At 25.1% G+C, this 25,599-nt stretch carries 16 protein-coding genes; 10 read left to right on the forward strand and 6 right to left on the reverse strand.

What is annotated here, in order from left to right; all coding sequences use genetic code 4:
• From ACXYRN_RS00535 to ACXYRN_RS00570, 8 genes are all read left to right on the forward strand, one after another.
• The coding region (locus ACXYRN_RS00535; RefSeq protein WP_458607274.1) for a hypothetical protein at positions 1-851 on the forward strand (851 nt) is incomplete at its 5' end.
• A 54-nt stretch (positions 852-905) separates the two neighbouring features.
• The gene (locus tag ACXYRN_RS00540) at positions 906-1,619 is read left to right on the forward strand and encodes a TIR domain-containing protein (protein ID WP_458607275.1); all 714 of its coding nucleotides are present in this window, start codon (positions 906-908) and stop codon (positions 1,617-1,619) included.
• Between the two features lie 129 nt (positions 1,620-1,748).
• Complete coding sequence (locus tag ACXYRN_RS00545) at positions 1,749-2,132, forward strand: Mbov_0395 family pilin-like conjugal transfer protein (protein WP_458607276.1); 384 nt, start codon at positions 1,749-1,751, stop codon at positions 2,130-2,132.
• A gap of 1 nt (position 2,133) precedes the next feature.
• A complete protein-coding gene (locus tag ACXYRN_RS00550) occupies positions 2,134-3,663 on the forward strand; it encodes an Mbov_0396 family ICE element transmembrane protein (protein ID WP_458607277.1) in 1,530 nt (509 codons plus the stop codon).
• Positions 3,663-6,425 (forward strand): Mbov_0397 family ICE element conjugal transfer ATPase, encoded by a 2,763-nt coding sequence (locus ACXYRN_RS00555; RefSeq protein WP_458607278.1) that lies wholly within the window; start codon positions 3,663-3,665, stop codon positions 6,423-6,425. The genes ACXYRN_RS00550 and ACXYRN_RS00555 overlap by 1 nt, the downstream gene beginning before the upstream one ends.
• A gap of 1 nt (position 6,426) precedes the next feature.
• Positions 6,427-6,984 (forward strand): Mbov_0398 family ICE element protein, encoded by a 558-nt coding sequence (locus ACXYRN_RS00560; protein WP_458607279.1) that lies wholly within the window; start codon positions 6,427-6,429, stop codon positions 6,982-6,984.
• Entirely contained in the window at positions 6,959-12,730 is a 5,772-nt protein-coding gene (locus ACXYRN_RS00565) for an Mbov_0399 family ICE element protein (protein ID WP_458607280.1), read from the forward strand. The genes ACXYRN_RS00560 and ACXYRN_RS00565 overlap by 26 nt, the downstream gene beginning before the upstream one ends.
• 1,030 nt (positions 12,731-13,760) lie before the next feature.
• The gene (locus ACXYRN_RS00570; protein WP_458607281.1) at positions 13,761-14,903 is read left to right on the forward strand and encodes an Mbov_0401 family ICE element transposase-like protein; all 1,143 of its coding nucleotides are present in this window, start codon (positions 13,761-13,763) and stop codon (positions 14,901-14,903) included.
• A gap of 497 nt (positions 14,904-15,400) precedes the next feature.
• Here ACXYRN_RS00570 and ACXYRN_RS00575 read toward each other — a convergent pair whose 3' ends face one another.
• From ACXYRN_RS00575 to ACXYRN_RS00600, 6 genes are all read right to left on the reverse strand, one after another.
• The gene (locus ACXYRN_RS00575) at positions 15,401-19,654 is read right to left on the reverse strand and encodes an MGA_1079 family surface serine endopeptidase (RefSeq protein WP_458607282.1); all 4,254 of its coding nucleotides are present in this window, start codon (positions 19,652-19,654) and stop codon (positions 15,401-15,403) included.
• 174 nt (positions 19,655-19,828) lie between these two features.
• Positions 19,829-20,764: an MAG1430 family protein gene (locus tag ACXYRN_RS00580; protein ID WP_458607283.1), complete on the reverse strand. Its 936-nt coding sequence runs from the start codon at positions 20,762-20,764 to the stop codon at positions 19,829-19,831.
• Complete coding sequence (gene yihA / locus ACXYRN_RS00585; protein ID WP_458607284.1) at positions 20,764-21,339, reverse strand: ribosome biogenesis GTP-binding protein YihA/YsxC; 576 nt, start codon at positions 21,337-21,339, stop codon at positions 20,764-20,766. Before yihA ends, ACXYRN_RS00580 begins: the two co-directional genes overlap by 1 nt.
• Positions 21,332-21,763 (reverse strand): pantetheine-phosphate adenylyltransferase, encoded by a 432-nt coding sequence (coaD, locus tag ACXYRN_RS00590; protein WP_458597284.1) that lies wholly within the window; start codon positions 21,761-21,763, stop codon positions 21,332-21,334. The genes yihA and coaD overlap by 8 nt, the downstream gene beginning before the upstream one ends.
• Positions 21,738-22,925 (reverse strand): acetate/propionate family kinase, encoded by a 1,188-nt coding sequence (locus ACXYRN_RS00595; RefSeq protein WP_458597285.1) that lies wholly within the window; start codon positions 22,923-22,925, stop codon positions 21,738-21,740. The genes coaD and ACXYRN_RS00595 overlap by 26 nt, the downstream gene beginning before the upstream one ends.
• 61 nt (positions 22,926-22,986) lie before the next feature.
• On the reverse strand, positions 22,987-23,505 hold the full coding sequence (locus tag ACXYRN_RS00600; protein ID WP_435130350.1) for a dUTP diphosphatase: 519 nt from the start codon (positions 23,503-23,505) through the stop codon (positions 22,987-22,989).
• A gap of 157 nt (positions 23,506-23,662) precedes the next feature.
• Between ACXYRN_RS00600 and ACXYRN_RS00605 the strand changes: the two genes are divergently transcribed.
• Both ACXYRN_RS00605 and ACXYRN_RS00610 read left to right on the forward strand, forming a co-directional pair.
• On the forward strand, positions 23,663-24,493 hold the full coding sequence (locus tag ACXYRN_RS00605; RefSeq protein ID WP_458607285.1) for a hypothetical protein: 831 nt from the start codon (positions 23,663-23,665) through the stop codon (positions 24,491-24,493).
• 80 nt (positions 24,494-24,573) lie between these two features.
• The gene (locus tag ACXYRN_RS00610) at positions 24,574-25,596 is read left to right on the forward strand and encodes a hypothetical protein (RefSeq protein ID WP_458607286.1); all 1,023 of its coding nucleotides are present in this window, start codon (positions 24,574-24,576) and stop codon (positions 25,594-25,596) included.
• Positions 25,597-25,599 lie beyond the last annotated feature (3 nt).

Raw genomic sequence — 25,599 nt, forward strand, 5'->3', positions numbered from 1 at the left:
CTTTTAATTTAAATGGGGTGTATGATCCAAAAATGGATGTGTTTAGTTATGATAAAGGAATGAAGATTTTAAAAAATGATGCTCTTTATGGCCTTAAAGATCCAAGTGAAGATATTAAGAAATTACAAACTAAGAACTTATTTTTATATGCTCCGATATCATTAGTGGATGAAGCAACGGATTCGGGTGGTAAATTTATGGCCGTCGATGAGAATCAAAGAAAATATTTTATTAGTTTAATAGAATATAAGCAAGCATTAAAAAAATTAAATGATGCTCTTAAAGTTATGGATTATAAGAAAAACGGTGATCAACAAGCATCATTGATCGAAAAAATTGAAGAACTTAATAAAAATAATGATGTTAGATATGTTGAACAAAAAAAGATATTTAATGATTTTAAAAATAAATTAAATGCATATACTAGTGCTCTAATAGCGATTTTAGATATTAATAACTTTATTGGGACTGAAAGTGTGTTCCCACAAACAAAAAAATTGAATCAAATATTAGTGGATATGCTACCTTATGGTAAAAATAGTAATTTCGAGTTTATGTATAAGGATGCTAATGAAAAACTTAATAACGAAGTGCTGGGGTGGTATACTGTGTTAGGTAATGGTGAAGCAAAAGATACATTACTTGATGGATTCTTGCCGGGGTATGATGTAGATGCTAATATAGCATTTAATGTTGCATCATATAACTATTTATTTACTTATTTAAATACTATTTATGCGCAAAATAATTTAGATAAGATAAATAGAATTAATTATAGCGATTATAAAAAAGAACTAGCTAAAAATAATAAAATAAAGGCTAAAGAAATTATTAATAAGGTGCTAAATTAATATATTTATATAATAAAAATTATGTGTAAATTATGAAAATTTTAAGGAAAAAATATGAACTCAATAATATTAAATAAAGAGCAAATTCATAAATTAAAAGTATATTTAAATAAAGAGAATTTTTTAATAAAAGAAAATTTAGGAAATATTTCTTTACAAGCAAAAAAATTAACTTTTTCAATTAATTGATATGAATCAACAGAAAAAATTAGTTTTATGGGAAATTGAATAGAAGAAGAAAAAATAAAATTAATTAATGAAATTAATAAAATTAAAAACTTAAAAACTGAAGATAATAGTCAAACAAATAAAATGTTTTTTAAAACTGTTAAAGAAAATAAAAATATTTATATTGTTCATGGACATGATCGAGAATCCCTTTTAGAATTACAATTATTTTTAACAAAACTTCATCTTTTACCTGTTGTAAGTAAGGATAAATATGCTGGAGGTTCTACTATATTAGATGGTGTAATAAGAGATATTAAAATATCTTCTTTTGCTTTTGTTTTGTTAACACCGGATGATTTAGGTTATAGTAAAGTTTTAGGGATGGAAACAAGACAAGAAAGGGCTAGACAAAATGTTATTTTTGAAATGGGTGTATTATATGGACAATTACCAAAAGATAAAATAATGCTTTTGGTAAAAGGAAATGTAGATATACCTACTGATATCAATGGGATGATTTATAAAAAATATAATAATGAAATTAAAGAAATAGAATCGGATATTATTCAAGAATTAAAAAATGCAGAAATATTATAAAACTAGCAAAAGAAATTATTAATAAGGTGTTAAATTAATATATTTATATAATAAAAATTATGTGTAAATTATGAAAATTTTAAGGTTTGATAATTAAAGATAAAAGAATTGTAAAAAATGAAAGGATTTATGTTAGTAAAAATTACAAAGTTTTTTGAAGATGGATCGATTAATGATTCAACATTTCGAGCTGTCGCTAATCAAACATGAACGATTATAAATAGTGTGTTTGGGGTGCTCGCTGGTTTGGCTGCGCTAGCGCTGATTATTGCTATTATTGTGTCGATTCAACAAAATTCGCATACCGCCGATCCGCAACAACGTAAACAACATAATCGTAAAATATTATGGGGTTTAATTGGTTTAGTATTTTTATTATTTGCTTGAGGGATTGTCGCGTTGATTGTGCAACAAGTTAATGCTGGTGAAATATTTATTGATGGATCGAAAAAAAAGTCGTTAATGGATGTTGGGATAATGGTAAATACAAAAATAAAAAATATGTTGGTATAAAATGGGTGCTATATTAGGTGCTATATTAGCTCCATTAACTAATTTAATTATTAAATTTTCGATTGGTTATTTAGGTTATGTGATATTAGTCATTCCATTATTAATATGTATTTATATTATTACTTTGATAATAAAATTAATTTATTTATTTTCGCTGCAACTACCTAACTATATGTTTTTTGGTTTATCTAAATTTACTTTTGATATTAATAAAAAAACGGATTTATCGATTGCTAGCACCTGGTATCAATTTTTAATTGTATCTTTAGTAATATGGGTGTTAATTGTTTTAATTATGTGGATTCGTTTTGCTTTAAATACTGAAGGTGAAAAGTCGATATCAATGCTAAAAGTGGCGATTTTAACTGCTTTTAAAGGGGTGGGATTGCTGTTAATCATACATTTTTTAGTGTATGGTATAAATTATGTAATTTTAAAAATTGCTGATGTAGTATTTCGTGGTGGTTCTAGTGATTCAATAAGTAATTATTTTGCTAATGCAATGTTAAATGCATTTTTTCCTAATTATACTGGTGAACCTTTAAAAGGTACTACGCAATTATTTGCTTGATCAACTTATTCTAATATATATGATCGTGTCGATGGTTTTATTGGGATGGGTGTTTTTATGCTGTTAATGTTAGTATTTTTATTTTTAGTGGTAAAAACATTTATTTCAATAATTTTCGATGTAATAACAAAATTATTGAACTTGTTAGTGTTATTTTTGTTCTTTCCATTTGTGGTTCCGTGATCGATTTCGGATGGTGGTAAAAAAGTCGCGATATGAAAGGATGAATATTTAGCGAATTTATTAGCATTATCTATTTATGTTATTGGTTTAAAGTTATTAATGATATTTATAAATGTAATTAATACTTTTATCGATTCTAAAGCATTTCAAAAAGAATTTCCTATTTTATATGGTTCACCCGAAGAAGGTTTGATCCAAAGTTCTTTAAGTTCATATTTAGGGTGATTAAAAATGATTCCTACCTTGTTAGTTTTAACTGGTTCGGTGGCTTCTTATAAAACATTATCGCAAATGATGATTAAATTTATTGGTGGCGAACTCGGGACCTCTAATAATGGTTTAGGGTTAGGTCGTAGTACTGGTCGAGCTCTTGGTTCAACATATAAAGTTGGTCGTGGATTAGCCTTCGCTAAGGGTGCCGGAGGCGCTGGTGCTGTAGCCGGAGGTGCTGTAGCCGGAGGTGCTGTAGCCGGGTTAGCGTCGGCTGCTATGAAAAAACACCCCCTTGGTTTTGCTACTAATTTAGCAAAGAAATTAATGAACAATAAAACTATGCGAAAATTATCTAATAGCAAGTTTGGTGATTTTGTTAAAAAATCAGCAAATAGCAAACTTGCTACTGGTATAAAAACAGGTGTTAAATTAATGTCGGGATTTTCTTTATTAAAAGGCGCTACGAAAGTTTTTGATAAAATACAAAAAGGTAAACATGGTTATGATGAAATGATAAAACAACAAATAAAGGGTCCAGAACAACAAGAAAAAGGTAAAGAATAATGCTACAGCCAAAAAGATTAAAAAAACGTTGGATGAAACTTACTAAATGGTTTTCGTTAAAAGATGGGATAGAATTTTTAATTGTATTAATTGTAAGTTATGGGATATCTTATATTTCTTTTGCTAAATTTTATTTAGGTTGGGTTCAATATGTTTTTTGGTTAGTGTTAATTTTGGTGTTTGGGATTTTAATATTACCACATCATGGATCGAACGGCAAAGTATATCATTTAATATATAGAATGTTTTTATATTGGTTAGCGCCGAAAAAATATACTCGTTTTGCTAGTAAAGGTGCTAGATCAAGTGAACAGTTAAATCCTTTTGCTAGGTTGTATGGTGTTGATATTGTGCAAAATAAGAAAACATTGGGGGAAGGGATTAATAAAAAAGATATTAACTCGAACATGTTTTGTGTGTTTGCGATTCATGGATTTAATTTAGAAAATGAAGATCCACAAACACAAGAAATTATGTTAACTCGTTACATCCAAAGTTTAGATTCATTTAATAATAAGTTTTCTTTTGTAAAAATAGATGAAAATGTTAATTTTAAAGAAAATATAAAATTTTTAGATGAAAATAAAATAGATAATGAAAAATGAAATGATTATTTAAATGCTAATTATGAAGATTTAAATTCGATTAATGAAAATTTACAAGTTAGCAATTATTATTTAATTGTAAATGGGCCTAATTTTAAAGAACTTAGCGAAGAAGCACAAGTTATATATAATAAGTTTTTAGAAAGTAAAATTTATCTTTCAAAACTCGAGGGTGTTGAACTTTTGAAGTTTTTAAATAATTATCGAGGTTTTGGTGTTAGTGAAGATGAAATAGTAAGTTGATATACAAGAAATTTAGCAAAAATACAAAATGAAGAAGAATGTGGCGATATTTTGGATGAACTATTTTCATATAACGAAGTTGTATTTAATAGAAATTATTTTAAGATAAATGATAAGTTTTATTCAATTAAAGGGGTTTCAAAATTACCTTATGAACTGGATCAAAGTTGAAGTGCTGGGATTTTTAATTTAAATGGGGTGATAATTAGCAATCATTATCCATATAATGATAAAAATGCTGTTGATAGAATTTTAAATAAAGCAAATATGGATTCTACAAATAATATCGAGACTGAAGTACAAGCAACAAAAATGCTAAAAGCAAATATCGATATGCAGGCTGTTGACGAGTTTATTTATCAAATAACAAAATTACAACATAAACTTTACGATGTAAATTACTTTATTATTAATAGTGCTAATGATTTTACAACATTAAAAGAATTAGAACGGGAAAATAATGTTATGTTAAGATCGCAAAATATTAAGGTAAATAATCTTTCTTATTTACAATTTCAAGCATTTATTGATACTTCTTTATCGTTAAATTATAAATTATCTAATTTAGCATATCAAATGACTTCTTATGTGTTAGGTAACGGTTATCCGTTTTTATATGAAATATTTAATGATAATAAAAATTTAGTGTTTGGTTTATCGCAAGGATCATCTGCTCCAATATCTTTTGATATTTTTGATTTAAAAAGTAGTAATCGAACTAATCATAATATGATGGTGTTAGGTAGTTCTGGGATTGGTAAAAGTACGATTGTTTCTAAAATACTAGCATCTAATTTAGCGATTAAAAATAAGGTAATTATTATCGATCCGCAAAATGAGTATAGCGATTTTGCGAGAAAGTTTGGTGGACAAATTATTGATATTGGTGGTGGTGCTAAAACTACTATTAATCTAATGCAAGTTCGAAATGCGCTAAGGGATGATATTGAAGAATTAAGTGTGGCGCAACTTATTAATTCGCATGTATCATTGCTAGAAAAGTTTTTTAAAACATTATGAAGTATCGATGAAGAATGATATATTTTAGAATCGTTATTTAAAGAATTTTATGCTAGTTATGGTTTTTATCAACAAGATATAAGTAAATTAAAACATGAGCAGTGACCGATCATTAGTGATTTTATAAACTTTATGAAAGAATATAAGTATGAAAACATTTTTAATGTCGAGAATCGTAAAAAAGTTATTTCGATGTTAATTGATCGTTTTGATAATGCCTTCTTGCATCATGGTAAGTATGAAATGTTGTTTAATGGGATTACAAATATAAATTTAGAAAATGATTTTATTGTATTTAAAATGAACAACTTAACAAATACCAATGAGCATATTTCTGCTAAATTAGGGATTATGTTAGTGCTAAGTTTTTGTAATGAAGTGATATATCAAAATTTTATCGAAAATGAAAAGAAGCGAAATTTATATAAACAAGAACATAATTTAACATATTTAAGTAGTGAAGAAATTGATAAACTTACAACTAGAATTATTTTATGTATCGATGAAGAACATATTTATATCAATGCTAAGAATCCTGCTACCTTAGATTATATTGTCGAAGCAACTAAAACGATTAGAAAATTCGATGGTTCAACTATTCATACAACGCAAAATCCAAGCGATTATCGATCAAGTAGTGAAGTAATTGAAAGTGCATCAAGAATCATACAAAACTGTAATTATAGTATCTTTTTAGGGATGAAAAGTAATGATATTAATGCTGTAAAAGAACTGTATGAAAATTCTGCAAATCCATTAACTCCTAGCGAAATTAATTTATTAGCGCAAAAGCAACGTGGACAGTGTTTGCTGGGGATTAATGAAAATATAAGATATAAAGTTAATTTACATTATAACGATTATGAAAAATCGTTATTCTTTAAGAAAGGATAATATGAAAGAAAAAGATTTTGTGCAAATAACAACCCGTGTTACTGGTGCTGAAAATGTTGAAAAACTTTGGGCATGAAAAGCAGCATTAAAAAGAAAAAAACAAACTCCTTATGAAGTGTTGCGAAATATTGTGTTAAAAGTTATCGATAATACTTATGAAGAGGAAATTATCGAAAAAGGTAAAGATCGATTATTTTATGCCTTGCGTAAAGCATTGTTTGCATCGATGACTCCTTATTTTAATCATATCGATAATACCTTTAATTTATTGTTAATGACTAATGAAATTATCGATAAGAAGTTAAATTTATTGTTAAATATGCAAAATGAAAAGGTAAATTTATATAATTTAAAAGAAAGTGATGTCGAGGATCTAAATTATTTTGCGCAACTAAAAAAATATAATTATGAACGTGCTAAGAATATCGAAAGTAAAAGTAAAAAAATAAATGAAAAAATAGAAAAAACTTTTGAAAGATATTTAAGAACTGAAATGAATGGTGGTAATCCGTATGATGAAGAGGAGGTTGAAAATGAAGAAGGGTTTGAAGAAGATTAGTATGTTAGGGGTTATGTTGACCCCTATTTTAACATTAAATACTATTTCTTATGTTTATGATAATGATAATCACCCCTTTGGTGAAAGTGTAGCATTAGATAATGTTGGAACTTTAAATAAAGCAAGGTGAAATAATGATTATGTATGATTAAAGGATGTAAATACTAGTTCTTATACATTTAATGATGTGAAATGAAGATCTAATGTAGATTTTTTGAATCATAGTATGTATTATAAAGAAGATATTAATAATGAATTAAATTTTAATTTTGGTGATAATAAAAATATATACTGGAATCAAGCATATGTTGAAGATATTTTGCGCGATGATTATTATGGTTATTATGATCATGATATTTATGATGCTGGAGATGATGTTTATTTTTATAATATATTTACAAATATCAAGAAAAAACAAATAACATTACAAGAATGAAATAGTGGACAATGGGGGATTTTGGATCAAAGTAATGCAGTTAGATTTATAAACAGTTATCAAAAAATAAATAAAAACTTTTTTAAAAATTATTTTAGTGAAAATATGTATGCTTTTTTTAAAAAAGCAGGAATCCAAGATAATGATATTTATTATACTTCAAAGGATAACGGTTGAATTAGAGGACTTTATTATATATATGTTATAAGTATAAAAAATATACAAAAACTAGAAAATTATTTAGAACAATATGGGATGAAATTAGAAGATTTAGCAAATCAAAATAACTGAGTTTATTATACTTTTAACAAAAAAACAGTAAATAATTTTTTTACTAGTTATAATAAAGATCATACATACCAATCTAATATTAAACTTGAAGAAATATGGGATTCTAATTATGGACATAGAACTTTTTGATCAAACTGAGGGTATGGTGAAAATCGACTAATATATGCTAATTATGATACTGATAATAAAATTTTATGGATTAATTTAGGTAATAGTTGATCACATCCTCCAACCAATGCATTAAAAGCACAAACAATACAAATTCAACCTATAAATAAACAAACAAATATGTGAACACCAACACCTGAATATAAAAAAGGGGCATATTATAGTAATTATTTATTTAGTTATCAACAAAAACAAGATTTTTTGTGGCCATCGACTTATATACAAGGAATTAAAACAGCAAACGATAATTCTATTTTATTATTAGATGATAATACGCATACTCCAGATGATCCAGATATAACTTATTTAAAAGTTAAACAAAAACAAAATTATACTTATAATACAACTTCTTTATATGATTTAAGAAACGATGAGTTTGAAGTTTTATATAATGTTTTAAATAATATATCTAATAATAATAATCAAAATAAATATGTAAAGTATGTATTTAAAGATTGAATTAAAGATAATGCGATCCATTTGATAACAGATGCTGGTAAAAATTCTAAGTTAAATGATAATAATTTATTAAAAGAAGTAGCTGATGCTGGTGGTAAAGGTAATTTAGATAAAATTAATCAACTAGTAAATAGCAAAAGTTATACAGTTAATTATGGTAATTTAAAAATTGTGTTTTCATTTCAAGCAGCATTTAATACTAATAATAAATTAGGGTTAAAATTAGTTTTAAAAGATATTTTATATAATAACGTTTCGATTAAAAATGATCTAAGTAGTAAGATATGATATACCTTAACAAAAAAGGATGAACTAAGGGAATTTTTAAATAAACTTAATTTATATAGTAGTGGTGATAATGATAGTTATAAAGTTAGTCGTTATAATTATTATGAAAGTATGCTGGAGTTGATAAAAGGTGTAATCGATCAAGGATCGCAACTTGTGGTAAATAATATCCCGGTTGTATTAGAAAATAGTGAACTTTATAATCGATATGCATCTAATGCAGAATTAGCATCGCGATTACAAATAGATTATTCTTATGTGGTTAATGATGCTAATTCTTTAAATAATTTATATGATGATCAAAAAAATTGATCGGATCGGATTAATAAACAATGGATTAAAGATACCCCTAAGCAATTACAACCGCCTGAAAATTTAAAGCATTATGGTGGTAAATGAGAAATAAAAGGACCGATTAAGGTAATTTTCGATGTATTAAATAAAAATAATAAGTATATTGAAAATGAAGTTTTAATTGTAAATGGACAAAGGGTGGATGTTTTAAATGGACACTTTGAAATAGAACTTCGCGATGAACGAAACGGGATAGATGATAAAGAAAGAGTGTTAAATGATCCTAATAGTGATCAAGAACCAAATGAAAATAATTCACATTTAAAAAATGAGTATAAGATCGAAGTAATTAAATTTAAACCTGATACTAATAACTACGTTATAGATTTTACTTATAAAATAGATTATATAATTAATTCTTATCCTTTAGCGCAAGATATTAAATATTATGCATGAAATCCTGATGTAAATCCAAAACAAAAAGAAATTATTACTCCTTACTTATATGATGAACAAGGTAAAGTATTAAAGGATGATCAAGGTAAAAAAATTAAGAATCCAAAATATGATCCATTGATTAATCCAAATACTGGAACTAAGGATCAATTAGTATGGATTAAAAAAGAATTTTTAGATAAATTTAAAAACGTTTTACCAAAACTTTATTTTCTTTATCCTAATTTATCTAATGTGGATCTGAGTTTAGGTATTTTCGCTAATGCTGCTGTGCTAGGTAAAGGGGCATTAAGAAATTTATTGTTAAATGAAAATGCTACTAATTATTATGTTGTGCAGTTGTATAAAAAAGTTAATAATACCTTTAATATAAGTGGTGAAATTATCGATCTACCAACCTTAAATGCTAATAGTGAAAGTTCATATATGTCGACGGAAGGACTTTATTTTATTGTAGGTCGTAGTAATAATCAAATTTCTAATGTGCAACTGGTATTAATTGATAAAGATAATCAACCTGATCAATATTTTAGCGATGCGATTAAAGATAAGGTAGTTAATAATAATTATGCGCAGCAAAGTAATGATCCAAACGATCCTTATCTTAATGATAAATTAAATGCCGCTGCAGAAAAACAACGTCGAGAAGTAGAAGAACAAAATATCAAAAAGTGATTACAAGATATATTAAATAGTGTGCAGAAAGTAGAAAATAAAAATTTAGTAAGAAATTTTTTAAATAATTATGATCAAAAAAGTTATTATGAAAAACAAGAATTTTTAAAACAGGCGCAAGATATTTTAGCAAAAGAACCTAAAAATGTTACTTTTAATGATTATATTAATTATTTATGAAATGATTCAAATGTAGTCCCATCAACGTTTACTAATTGATTAATTAAAAAACGAAGTTTTGATCTAAAAACCATAACGAGTTTTAATTTAAATAATACGATTAAAGAATATATGGACTTTGTTAATAATTCTTATGCATATAATTATGATCAAGTTAAACCCCTTACCAATCCGTTTAATGTTTATAATTTTAATGCTAATGATAAATTAAATTTAAACGGGATTACTATAAACCAATTATGATATTTAAACGGGGATGGTAAACCTGATGATATTAATAAGAATCAAGGGAACGGGATTGTTAAGAAGTTGTTAGATTATGCTGATAATTTAATGTATAAATATTCTTTATCGATAGGATCTGATCCATTAAAATATGGTGTTGATTATGTAATACAACCATTTAATGTTTTAATTAATAACGTAGAAATTAATAATTTTGCTAAAACATTTACCGATCCAAATAAAATTGTTGCTAGCAATCCAATTATTTATAAATTACCAATAAAAGGATTAGGTAAATATGCTGGTGGATTTGTAGAATTAGAATTTTTAAATAGTGCGCAAAATGTTATTTATCCTCCCATCGATTTAAAAGATTTTAGTTTAAACGATCATGAAATAGAAGTTAATAAAAAACCAATTAGAAGTGCGATAGTGAAGCGTTTTGAAAACATATTAGTAGATAATCATATAACTGATATTAATGCGTTTAAAAACGAGCAAGATATTGATATTAAGGGTGAAATTGTTAATGTAATACAAAATAAGAATCCTGATGCAAAATTAGATACTGATAATATAATTAATTTAGAATTTGAAGACTTAAAGTTATCTTATATTATAAAGTTGTTAAAGGATGATTATTTATTTGCTAATTATGTAGATAAAAAATATCAAGAAGTAATTGCTAATAAACTAAAAAAATATGTACAAGAATATTTAAATAAAGAAAGTGAAAAATTATTAGAAAACGATCCAAAAAGAATGTTATATAAACCTCTTAAACTAGATCGTGATGTAAAAATTGATAATTATTTATTAAATACAATGTTATTAAAAAATACTAATAATAATTTAAATATAAAAATAATTTCTAATAACATAAACATTATTAATTCATTTATTTTTAAATTTAAGAATATCGGTAAAAACGATGAAGTTAATTTAAATGATTTATCTGATGTGTTATTAACTAATGATAAGATTTTAAATGTTGATAATACATCCGATGCTAGGTATAAAATAACTAATTACATTCAAGATCAAAGTCGAAGTATAGGATTATATGCTAATAAAGATTATTTAATATATGGAGCTGGTTATAATATCCCGTGATTAGATGTGATTTTAAATACTGATGCTGTTAATTTATATACGCAAGAAGAATTAAATGAACTTCAAAGCAAAGATATAGATGCATATACTCGAGCATTAGCGATAAATAATTTTAGAACTTATTATTTATTTAATGAAGAAAATATTGATGAAAAAAATATCGATATTAATAAAAAATGAATCCCGTTTATAAGAACTTTTCGAGAATTTTATTTAACTGAAAATACTTATGATGATGGTAGTGGTATCAAAAAACAAATTGATTTTGTGCCTAATATAAGAACGGATCGCGAACTTACAAATTTATTAAAAAACAAGTTACATGATCAAGAAGTAAGATTAAAACAAGCAACAAACAAAGATTATCCTAAGGATGCTATATATTTAAAAAATTTAGTAATTATGCCGATCAAGAATCGTAGTTTTGGTTTTGCATACGGTAAGATAATTAATCATTTATCGCCTGAACAAGTTTTTGAAATACAAAATTCTAATAAATATGTGGATCGAGAAGCAAGAACATTAAATGAAGAAACAAAGAAGTTAAATAAAAAATGACAAGAAGAACGAAATTTAAAAACAAAGCAAGAAATAGCAAGTTTACAAACAAAAAATACTAATAATCCTAATAATCAAAATGTTAATCAAAAAAATCCTGATGCTCTTAAAAATGGTGAACTACAAGATCCTAAAAACAACAAACAAAATGTTATTACTAATGATCCAAAAAATTCTAATAATTTAAAACAAGTTAAAAAAACTGGTGAAGAAATTACTAAAGATCGCATTAAAGATTTAAGTGAACATAAAACTCCTGACCAAAAACATATCGATCAAGAAAACAATGAACATATCTTACCTGGTTTAGATGCTAAAAAGATTAATCGATCAATATCGCAGATTATTGGTTATAGTTTTGGTGGAATCGCATTATTAGGTGCGATTATTGGATCGGTAATTTTAGCAAAAATTTTAGCTGTAAAATATGGTTGAAAACTAGGTTTAGCGTCTAAAACTGCTAGATCATATTTAGTAACTAATGATTTTGCTACATATCGATTTTATAAATTTAAAATTAAGATTAAAACAAGTCCATTTAAACTAAAATTAAAATGGTTATATCAAGTAAATAAAAGTGAAATAATTAATGATGTAGAATAATAAAAAAAGACTCCCGAACGGAGTCTTTTCGATATCTTTAACTTCTTATCCAATATATTAATTTTTTGTATAGAAAACTTTAAGATTTGATTTTTTAATTATAAAAGATTTTTAATATTTTTTGTTAATCAAAAACTAAACATTCTTAATTAACTTTATTATTATAACATAATAATAAAAAAAAGATAAACAAAATAAATTTTTAATTATTTTAAAATAATGGTTATAAAGTGTTTTAAAGGGGTTTAAATAAAAAAGATAAACAAAATTATATAAAAATAAAAATAAGTGGTTTAAAAAGGTGCTAGGGGTTAATTTAAATAATTATTTTGTTTTTGGTTGTGTTTAGTTTATTAAATTTTTGGTTAAGTATGGTTTATCATTGATATTTGCTATATGTGTGCTCGTGTATAATGTGTGTACGTGTGTGTGCTCACTCATACATACGATATTATGTTTTTATATAGGTGATTTATGATGTAAATTCTTTTTTTGTTAGTTTGGTTATTTTTAAAAAGATAATAAATTCTATATTGCTTTGTTCTAAATATATTTTTATGTGATTTTTTTAAATATGATTGTATTTTTAATCGTTAAATTTATTTGAAAACTAAATATTAGTATTAATTTCTGGTTTAAATTCTTATTATTTAAATAATCAAAATGTGATAAAGATAAAAGTTAATGTTTAAATTGTTCTTAGCAACATTTAGATTATAAATTTGTGTAGGTTTAATCAAAGGGGGTTTTTAAATGTTTGTTGTTTGCTTTTTAACTTTTAATTCATAAGGTGATGATTTTATATTTTGTTTATATTATTTAATTTCTGGTTTTAATGTAATAAATAGATTTGTTATAAAAAATTGATGTGATGTGTTCTTTAGATATGGTTAAGTTGATTTTAAGTGTGGGATTGATTTAGTATTCAAAAGAAGTTTTTGTTATAATTTGCTGCTATATTTAAAAGTGTAATTATATTATAATATAATTACATTATTTTTTAAAACAAAAAATGTAAAATTTTATTGCTATGAACTATGAACAAGTAAAAGATTTTTATCAAAAACAAACTTTAAATTTAATCAAAAATTGAAATGAACAAGCTGAAAACTTTAAAAATGTGGTTAGAAAAAGTGAAGAAAAATATCAAAATTGATGATTTGTAAAATGAAGAATTCGTAAAATTTTAATTCAAGGATCGATATATTTTTATAAATTAGGGGTGTATAAAAACAAGAAAAATGGTAAAAAATTTACATATTATCATAATGAAATATTGGCTAAAAATAAACGCTTAAAGTATTTTATAATCGATATTTATGATGCTTTTTATAAGAAAAATTATGCTCGTCGTGGTAGTAAAATAAGGGATTTTATCCCGAGCGATATAGTGAAATATCATTGTAATTCTTATAAATTTAAGGTTATAAATTCATTTAAAAATAAGGGTTTTGATTATAAAAACTTAATCAAAATTAATGTTGATGATACTTATATTATCGAAAATAAGGGTGCTAAAAAGATAAAAAAATGCTTAAGGTTAGTGATAATAAATAATGAAAAACAGCAAAAGTCTTTAATGATTTTCGATGTAAAAAAATTTAATACGCAAGAAATGATAAACAAAATTAAGGGATTATTTGCTGAAAATTATGATCAAAATAATACCTTTTTATGTGCTGATGGGGCACAAGTTTTTAATCAATTTGCGATCAATTTAGGTGCGCATCGCGTCTATGATCGCTTTCATTTTATAAAAAAATTTAATCAAGTTTTTTGATATAACAAAACAACTTTAAAGAAAAATTTGTTAATTTTTAAAGAATTAAATTTGTTAAAACAAGTTGCTTTATTACAAAAATATATACAAAATAAGAGGTTAAATTTGGTGTTGAAATTAGCAAAATTGATCGAAAAAGATGTACAAAGTTCAACAAAATTTAGATCAAAATATAAAGAAATTCGATCATTTTTAAGGATGTTTGAAAAGAATAAATTGGCTATTTTTAATGCCTTTAAATATCAAAATATCGATATGGGATGATCAGAATCTTATATTAATCATTATATCAAAACTCCCCTTTCAAAACGATTTAGTCTCTTTTCTTTAGATCGTCTAAAAGAATTTTTGATATCAAAAAATGATCAATTTAATGTTTATTGATATGTTTAAATTAAATGATTTTAAGAATTTTGTTGATAAATTTATCAAAATTTAATAGGGTTTAAGATATAGCATTTGATAAGGTATAAATAAAGGTAATTTAAAAGTGTTTATATAAAAGTTTTCTCTAAATATTTTTTTGTTTACTAAAAGTTTTTAGTGTTCACCCCTACGGGGTGTATTTTGATAATTTCTTACAACAATTTTTAGTGTTTTTAAAATAGTGTATACATTAGGTTAAAATGTTTTTACCTTTTTTAAAAGAAAACTGAAATTTTAGAATATACTATGTATATTCTATTTTATAAATTTCATAGCGATGCCGTTAGGTATTTTAGCGTCGTTTTCTTGCACTTTAAAGTAGCGTGTACGTACACCCGTGTAATTTAATATCAAAGATATTAAATTTGATTGTTAAAAAAAGTAAAAAATATATTGAAAAGAATAAAAATAAATTTTGATAAGGTTGAAAAAGGAGTATGATTATTACACCGATAACGGATCAGTTATGTCCCTTTGTTTCTACGGTATCATAGATATTGCGGTTTAGTATATATAACTAATGGGGTAGAGTATGAAGAAAGCTCGGTATTAGTATAATCAAATTCGTTTGTTATTTGTTCAAAGTCTTCCGATGCTGAATCAGATGTATATTTGATTTTAACTCTTGCTCCATAGTTATTTATAATAAATGGTTGTTTCGGATTAAAATTACTGTTCTCATCAAATTTTATATCTCTGTTTTGATCGACTACAATATCTGTATTATTATCAGTTCAAATTTGATAAATAACACCTTGTTTTGCATCTCAATGCACTTGAACATTAATTTTTACTGTATATTCAGAATGATTAAAATCATATGTAAAATTTAATCGTTTTGCATCGATTAATTTATTTAAATCAAAATTTATATCAAAACCACTTATAGAAGTATTTTTGGCCAAAATACCACCATATATATGAGTTAAAACTTGATTATTTTTATTCTGAGGGTTCAATAAGGTTTTTTCTAGATATTTACGTTTTAAGATTCAGTCTGCAATTTTGGAGTTAGCATCATAGTTTCAAATCGCATCCTGTCAATATGGCTCAATTACTCTTGTTCTTTCTATTTGGTTTGGTTGATGATAAATTTCTTGTAATTTATCAGAACCAAAAGTTAATTTATCAAGCGATTCAACATCCGATGTATTTTTAAATCCTGTTATTTTATATCATACATTTGCTGTAACTAGTTGATTATCGATATTGGTATAACCTAGTTTTATATATGCAGTATCATTTTTATATCCTCCGATAGCAACAATTTTATATTGATTTTCTGGGAAAAGATAATTATTATATAAAAAGTTATGATCATCTCTGTTTGATGTAACTTTTATATATTCATTTAGTTGATCAAGATGATTAGCAAAGTATTTTGCTGAATTTTTAGCTATTTCTTTCTGGTTTATTTGTAAGTTGCTATGTTGGATGTTGTTTAAAATAATATTTGGATAATGAACTTGTTTATAATCGTTAACAAGATTAATAAGATGATATTCTTTCAAATTAGAATATCTTTTATTTGAATCAAATTTATTGATGAATCCGAGCTTAAATTTCAAACCACGTTTTCCTTCTAATTTGAAATCGTAAAAGTAGATAAAGTAGTTTAATATTAATGTTTTTCGTTGCTCATTATCAAGTGGATTGACAGGATTATCAGTTGGATTTATATTAGTTTGATAAGGAACATAAAGTTGATCATCTAAGTTAGTTGCTTTGTTATCTACCCCATTTGAAATATTGATGAAATAATTAGCTTTTTTGAAAACATTTGCAGCAATAAAATCCTTAGCATCAAAAAGATTAAATTTCGGACCATTGGTATGTTTTCCATCATTTTTACGAATGCTAAAATTAGTTTCATTTAACTTATCAATTATTGCTTGATGGTTAGCATCAATTGAAGTGTATCCTGTAAAATCTGAATCTGTCATATTATTACCTGATTTGGGTAGAATATCTTCAAAATCAAGTAATTTGAAATAAGGAAATTCTCTTTCTCAATTTTTTAGTTGCTCGTTTGATACATTTGCTTCAACACCATCGATACTATAAGAAAATTGTAATAATGCTTCACCTTTTCGTAGGTTTTTAACCTTTGAACTTTTTACTATCATTTGGTATCTACCGAATTTTGGTAAATCATATGATTCGTCAAATGCTTTTTTAGCTTCTGATGCTAAATACTGAGAGTGTCCTCAATTTCTTCCGTCTTTTATTTTAAGTAAGTTATAAAAAGTTACATTTCCATCTTTTTTGTTTAATAAATCCAGCATAGCCTGTAAATTTATTGCATCAGAATTACTTGGATTTTGAGAAAAAAGAATTGTAGAATCAGTTGATAATTCTGAAGTTTTGATAATTTGTCTATCAAAAAGTACATCAAATTTAAAATATAACTTAGAATTTTCGTATTTTATAAATTGACTAATATCAAATTTAAAGAATTTGCCAACACCACTTGTTTTCGGTTTAAAATACTTTTTTTTATCTTGCAATGATAAGTTTTGTCATTGTTGAAGTGTAAGTTTTTTAAGATTGAAATAATCAACTTGGTAGAATTGATCTAAATTATTTAAAGTAATTTCATTAATAATCGGGTTCACATCTTTGCTAAATGTTATTTCTTTATCAATGGTTGTAAAGAAACTTGGATCATTTTTTAAGAATGCTTTTAAATGAATAATCAAAGTATTCTTGTCATTGTTTTTAAGTTCAAAACTTACTGGTTGATAATCTAAAAACTCTGTGTTAAAGTTATTCAAATAAAATTTTGCATTATTTTTATTTATGGATGCTGAATATAGGTAATTATTTAATTCATATCTTTTTGCATCATCAGAAAGTTCTATATGATCGTTTCCTTGTGCTTGTGTATTTAATTTAGAATCAAAGTCATTTTGATTAAAAACACCTGCTGTCCTTAAAGTTTGATCAATTAGTTGTTTAAATTTATTGAGGGTATTAATAGATTCTTGTATATTTGTATAGTCAAAATCCTGAAATTTATCTGTTATAAAATTATAAATTTTATTAGCATTTAAAGTAATATCTGAGTGTAAAAAATCCCATAAAGCATTGGTATCTATTTGTTTTTTATCTCGTTTATTCTTATATGCTTGATATGCATCTTTTGCACTATTAAATGATGTTATAAAATTTCATAAATTATTTTTATAATTATCATAAGAAGTTGCATCTGATAAAAAATATATTTTAGTAGCATTATAGTTATAAAAACTCTGTGGTGCTTGAATTTTTGATATTTGTGTTAGTAATGCCTTTTTATCATCTTCAATGTTTTTATCACTTTGTTTTATTTTATTCCGTACTTTTGTGAATTGATTCAGTGTTATCACTTGTGATAACTCATTTAATAATTCATCTCTTTGAAAATCATCAATATACTTATCATTTGTAATTTTTTCTTTTAATTCTTTTATTCTGTCTTTTAATTCACTTGGAATCAAATCTTTATCTGTTATATATTTTTTTAATTTATCAGTTTGAGCATCTAAATCATTGTCTAATTTTTCAAATTCATTGTATCCAGGTATAGACATTATGAACAAATCGATGTCATCGTTGATTTTTTGTAACAAAGTGTTTTGTGAATTTTTAAAATATTGATCTTGCATGGTTTTTATAAAATTAATTTTATCATTAAGGGTTTTTGCTTCAGTTAAAAATTCATTATTTGGATCATATCTAAATTTTATGTAGAATGTGTATCTATTGTTATAAAAGAATTCAAAAACACTAGAATTAATTACTTCATCTGAATCATTCAATGCATTAACCTTATGAAGGTAGGATTTATATGAATTTTCTTGTAAACTGAAAAACTCCACTTTTCCTGTTTGTAATTTACGGATACTTTTGATTTTTTCCAATAAATTATCAGTTGTTTTTAGATCAAAAAAGTTATCAAATTCACCTTGATTTAAATAATTATTTAGAGATGTTATTTCACTTTCAAGTTCGTTATCAAAAGGATATATAGCATTTGCAGCATTTTCATATGTTTGTGTAATTATTTGATTGTATAATTGAGTTATATATCGTAGATTATCATAAAAATTATGGTTTATTGAATTTAAATGTGGTACATAATTATTTTTGTTTAACAAAAATAATTTAAGTTTATCGAAAATTGGATTAACTTGATTCAACATTGATGAATTATTTTCAAAAATATCCTTAATATTACTTCTATATTCAGGACCTTTATCATCTAAAACTATATTTTGGATGTTATTAATTTTTTGTTTTAACTGATTCAAAAATAAATCAATATCACTAAAACCATTATTTAAAAATGATTTGGTTTCTGTCAATAGCGATGCTCATTCTTCGTAATTTTGTTTATTAGAATCGAATTCATTTAATTGTAAGACAAGGTTATTTAGTAATTTAGATTTTGACACAACTTCTTCATCACTAAGATCTTGATTGATTAGTCAATTCCTAACATTTGACATTAATTTATTATATGAATTGCTTTTAATGTTATTAAGATTTATGTTGATAAAATTTTGCATTTGTAAATCTTTGTTAGGTTGTTCAGGGGTTGTATTATCTGTTGTATTCGGGTCCTCAGGATCATTTGGGGTGTTAGTTTTTAAACTTTCTTTAAATTGTCCACAAGAAACAGTGGTTAATGTTACAGTTGAAAGTAACATGGTAGTGAATCATTTTTTGAATTTCATATACTCCTTTTTTAAATTTTCAAATGTGTGTATTAATATTTTATAAAATTTAATCTAAAATCTATGTAAAAAGTAGATTTTTTTAAGATTTTCATGATTACATAAGCATCAATATAATGTCTTGATATGAAAAATGAAAAAGTTTTTATAATGAAAAATAAACCTCATAAAGGTTTATTTTTCAAGGGAAATTTGAACATCAATTTCTTTAGAAATTTGATCATAAACTTGTGAATCATCTAATTTATTAACTTTTGCTCAATTGATAATAGGATGTGTTATAAATTTAATATTTAACTTATCCTTGTCAAAATCTAGAGTTGTCTTTTGATAATCAATTTCAAGTTTATTTTTATTTATATTAAGCAGCGAATTAATGAAATTAGTTTTCTTGGTTAAATCATCTTTGTCTGCTTCGTATTTTTGCTTTATATCTTCTGAAGTTTTAGCGTTTTTATAGATATCAGAATCTTTGTTAAGGGATGGAGTTAAATACATCAGTTGATCAATATCAGTAAGTTGTATTTGTTTAAAACCTTTAATTTGATAAAGTGTTCTATATGTTTTTGGATCTTTATTTTTAGCATTTGGGATAAAGGTAATTTGTAAATATAAAATTCCATCCTTGTCATTTGCAAAGGAATAAAAATTTAAGTTATAACCTTCACTTTCACTGTTTGATTCTCTTTTGCCATCACTAGTATTTTTGATGTCTAAAAAAACATTTAATGGAACATTTGAATGGTTTAATGCATAAAAATCTAATGTATTAAGTTGTTTTTGATCTAAAGTTGTTTTAGGTAGTAATTGATCTGATCAGTAATTGTTATCTATCACAGTTGTTCCTGTGCGATACAAAGGATTTGTAGCATATTTGCTTGCTAATTCAGATGACATTTTCTTTTCTAGTTCATTACCTGGTTTAAATCCAAAATCTCAACTTGCATAATTTTTATATTTAACATTATTGCTAATTGTTGCATCTTTAATAACATCAGATGATGATGTATCCTTATTTTTATTTAAACTTGCAACTGTAATACCTGCTACAAAAGCAGTGGTTGAAGCAACACCTAAACAAGAAAGAAGTAGAATCTTAACTTTTTTCATTAAACCTCCAATGTTTCATTAATACTTAATAATAAATTATCAATCCCATAATTATTTTCTGAAGAAACAATGTAATATTTATTAAAATTATATTGCTGCATTTCACTTTTGATGTTCTTTAATAACTTACTTTTTCCCTTTTGATTCAGCTTATCTGCTTTGGTATATACAGGTATAAAAGGTAAGTTAATTGAATATAAAAATTCTACCACATTTTTATCATTTTGTGTCATAGAGTGACGACTGTCGATTAATAAATATACACATCTTAAATTTTTACGATTAATTAAATAATCTTCAATCATTTGCATCATTTGCATTTGTTGAGTTTTTGAAACTTTTGCATAACCATAACCAGGTAAATCAACAAATACTGCACCTTTATTATTTTCAAAGAAGTTAAGTAGTTGTGTTCGACCTGGTGTTTTAGAAACCCTTGCTAATTTTTTATTATTAACTAGCGTGTTAATCAAACTACTTTTACCAACATTAGAGCGTCCTCAGAATGCGATTTCATAATTTGAATGCTCATATCAGTTGCTTTTATTAGTAGCCGATTTGATAAATTTAAACATTTTTTGCTCTTTCTAATGCAGATGAGTATTGTAGGTAGTCTTCATCAGGGATAATTAATATGGTTTCTAATTGAGAATTAAGCAGTTTGTTTCCAGAAGCTAAATCAATTTCGTATGCATAATCAGTTTGATTACGTGCTGAGCGAACCAAGTATTTAACATTAAGTTTTTTTGCAAATTCAGCAGTAAGCATATTTTGATTTTCTAAAACCTTGACATTATCAAGAAATTTAGTTTTTTCTTTCAAAATAGCAGTATTAGTTTTAAAATCGTTACTAGGTTTATCTGGGTTTTGACTTACTACAACATAAATATGGTCAAATAAATCTGCTGCTTTACGAATTATATCCAAATGTCCCTTGTGTATAGGGTTAAAAGATCCAGCATACAATGCTGAATTAATTTTTATAGATTGCTTTGGCATTACGTGCAATCACCAATTCTTCGTTTGTTCTAATTACATAAACTTTAACTTCTGAATCAGGTGTAGAAATTAATTGATAATCACCGATTGAACCTTCATTTAATGTTTTATCTAACTTAATCTTCTTAAAGAAAAGTCTATCAACTATATCTTGTCGAGTTGCTGCTGAGTTTTCACCAACTCCTGCTGTAAATACTAGTGCATCAAGGTGATAACCAATCTTATTTGCATAAATAGCAGTGTAATCCGCAATTTTTTGAGCATATAAATCAAGAGCAAATCTTGCTTGTGGATTTGAATCTGCTGCATTACGAACATCGCGCATATCAGATGAAACACCTGATACACCTAATAAACCACTTTTTTTGTTCAATAAATCAGTGAATGCATTAATATCCATTTGAGTTTGCTTAAGGACAAATTGGTGAATAGATGGATCGATATCACCACTACGAGTTCCCATCATAATTCCTGCTAATGGAGTAAGTCCCATTGAAGTATCAATTGATTTCGAATCTTTAACTGCAGCTAAACTCGCTCCATTTCCAAGGTGTAAATTAACAAAAGAAACAGTTTTTTGTCCTAGAATTTCAGCAAGTTTTTCAGTAATAAATTGATGTGAAATACCATGCATACCATATTTTTTGATATTAAATTTGCTTGCTAAATCATGCGGTATAGCATATGTATAATTAACTTTTTCAATACTTTGGTGAAATGCTGTATCAAAATCTGCACTTAATTTAGCATCTGGAAAAACTTTCTTAAAACCTTGCATCGCTTGCACAGCACCTGGATTATGTAATGGTGCATAAATTGCACATTCTGAAATTAAATCAATTTCTTTTTGTGTAATTTTGGTTGTAGAAGCAAAATAATCTCCACCATGTACTACTCTAAATCCGATAAATTCAATTTCTGCTTTATCTTCAATTAATTTGATTTGTTGCATTAATTTATATACTTCTTCAACTGCAACTTCATGATTTGGCATCACAACATCTATTTCGTGTTTTTGTCCATTAAATTTGATGGTTATATTACCTTTAGGTAAGGTGATTCGTTCAGCAAGCCCACTCGCGATTAACTTTAAAGTATCCTTATCAAAAAGGCTTAGTTTAATTGAACTACTACCTGCATTAATAACTAAAATCTTTTTCATTATATCTCCTAATTATTTTATATTTTACCAAAAATATTGGTAATAATCATTATTATTTAAATTAATAATTGCTATATAAGCGTTTAAAATTCTTCTGATTTTTATAAAAATATGCCTGAATCATTTGTCCATATGTAAAACCAAGCATTACAAAACTCCCTAATGCAATTTCAAAAACCTTTGTGATTTGAGTCTTCAAACTCTGTATATCAGCATTATTGGCCATTTGCATAATTTTACCAATGCCTATAAAAAGTTGTTGAAACTGTTGATTGATATCATCTGAAATTTGTCTCGGTTTTATAAATGGATTTACATCATAAGCATAAGCAAGGTTGATTAAAAAGTGTAATAAGTCCGCAAATTCTTCAGTAACATTTCTTAAATTAACATTTTTGTTAATTTTCCAATATTTGAAACTTTGTACTTCGTTTACAAATTCACCTGCTTCAATCATTAAAGCTAAGGTTTTTTGGGTTAAAACATCTGATTTAGTGAGTTCAGGATGGTTAAGTTGCTGCTTTTGCTCTATTTTTTGATCCAGTTTCTTTTGTAATTGAAATAATAATGATAAATCCATGAATATATTTTAATACAATTTTTATTTTTGTTTATTAATCATTTTTTTGTTTCTCATATTATTTTCATAATTAAAATGATTTAATATTTGTTTTAAATTTATTTTCAAAATATTAAAAGATTTTTTATATAATAAATATATATAAAAAGGAGAGAAAATGATTGTTTATCCATTACAAGAAAAAATTAATAATGCAAAGATGCTAACATCTGATGAAGAAAATATTAAATTACGAATTACTGAAGCAATATTAAAAAATAAAGAAAAAGATTTTGCAAAGCAATATAATGATTCAGATGTAGAAGACATCTTAGAAGGTCTTTTTAAGATAGCTAAACAAAAACAGACAAACCCGTTAAAAACTGTACGTGAAATTATAGAATCTAAAAGATATACAAATAATGAAAGATCAATTGATTGAGTAAATTTACAAGGGTTTTATAATAGAACTTATAATATTTCGAATGAATATAAAAATAAATTTATTATTAATAGTTATATAAGCGAATATCAATGAAAGAGTCTATATTCATCATTTCGTTCATATGTTTATAATGTTATTTCATATAGAAATTTTATGCAAAATATTATAAGCAAGGTTGCTGCATTTATTTCAGAAAATTTAAATAGAGCTTCCGATTCATTTGATGCATTTATAGAAGCTTCCGATAGTTTGCCATCGCAATTAGCTGCACCAGTAAAATTCGCTTATGCATTGTCACAGGTGATAAAAGAAATTTCACAAATAAAAATACCTAGCGAAAGTGTAAAAGCATATGCAGAAGTCATTGATCAAATGTTTCAAAAAAGAGTATCAATGAATTTAATTTCCGATGTATTAATGAAATTGTATAATAAATCATCTGAGGTTCACTGAATTTATAAAATTTCAATTTCTTATTGAATATATCATAATGAAGCATATAGATTATCTGTGTTAGCAAATAGATATTGAAGTGAAGCAGAAACTAAATGAATAAATTCATAGCATCCTCTAATAAAAATACAATACTTTATAAATTTAAGATAAGGTATGATGTACACTCTTATATGTTTTATTATATAATTTTGATAATCTTATCGCTTTTATATATAGCATCATTAGTTAATGTTGGATTATTTATATATTTAGATATTTTTTATGGTGTCGGTTGAGTTATGTTAGGAATTTCAATAATTTTTCTATATTTATTAGCAAGATTTTTATCTAAATTTTTATTTATTTATATGTATAGACATAATCTAAGGCTGTATGCTTCTTATGCATTACAAGTTTATATGATTCTTAGATTAAAATTTGGGACTTTTAAAAATTTATTAATTGATGAAAAACAAAAAATAATTTTAAAAGTTGCAAGAATACTAAATAAATATGGTTTGGTTTCTGAAGAAGTTTCGGGATTACAAATATTAAATATACAAATAAATAAAAATAATTTAATTTTTTATAAAACAGATTCAAAAGTCAATGATATTAACATAAATGATGTATTAAAACCAAAAATAATTTATCAACTAAATCAAAATGAAATTAAAATAACTATAAATAAAGAGATATTATTTAAAAACTATATTCAGAAGAAAAATGTTTATAGAATATCATGTGAATTTTATTTAATGGATAGCATCTTTAATATGATAAAAAATATTAATAATAAAGATTTTAATTATTATCTTAATATAATGCAACAGATTGATAAAACTTGATTTATAACAACTAATGCAAAGTTAGTTTCTATTTATTTAGATGTAATACTAAAAAATTTAATAGAAGGCAATTTTGAGCATATTACATATGATTATAAGCAATTGATTTTCTATAAAGAAGCATTCAAAGAAGTAAAAATAAATTTATCTGATGAAGAAGTTGTTACATGGGATTTATGAAGTATTCTTTATTATTTGCATAATGATATAAATGTAAAGGCTATGTTAAAGATTGTAAGAGAAAATAGTTATTCGGATATAAAGGATACACAAGAAATAAACCTAAATAATTTTTTCTTACAGATCAAAGATGAAGAAATATTAAAGAAGATAAAACAAATACAATTTAGTCGTAAAAAATATCTAGCTAAAATAGACACATAACTT

The organism is Mycoplasma sp. 4423, assembly GCF_054353855.1.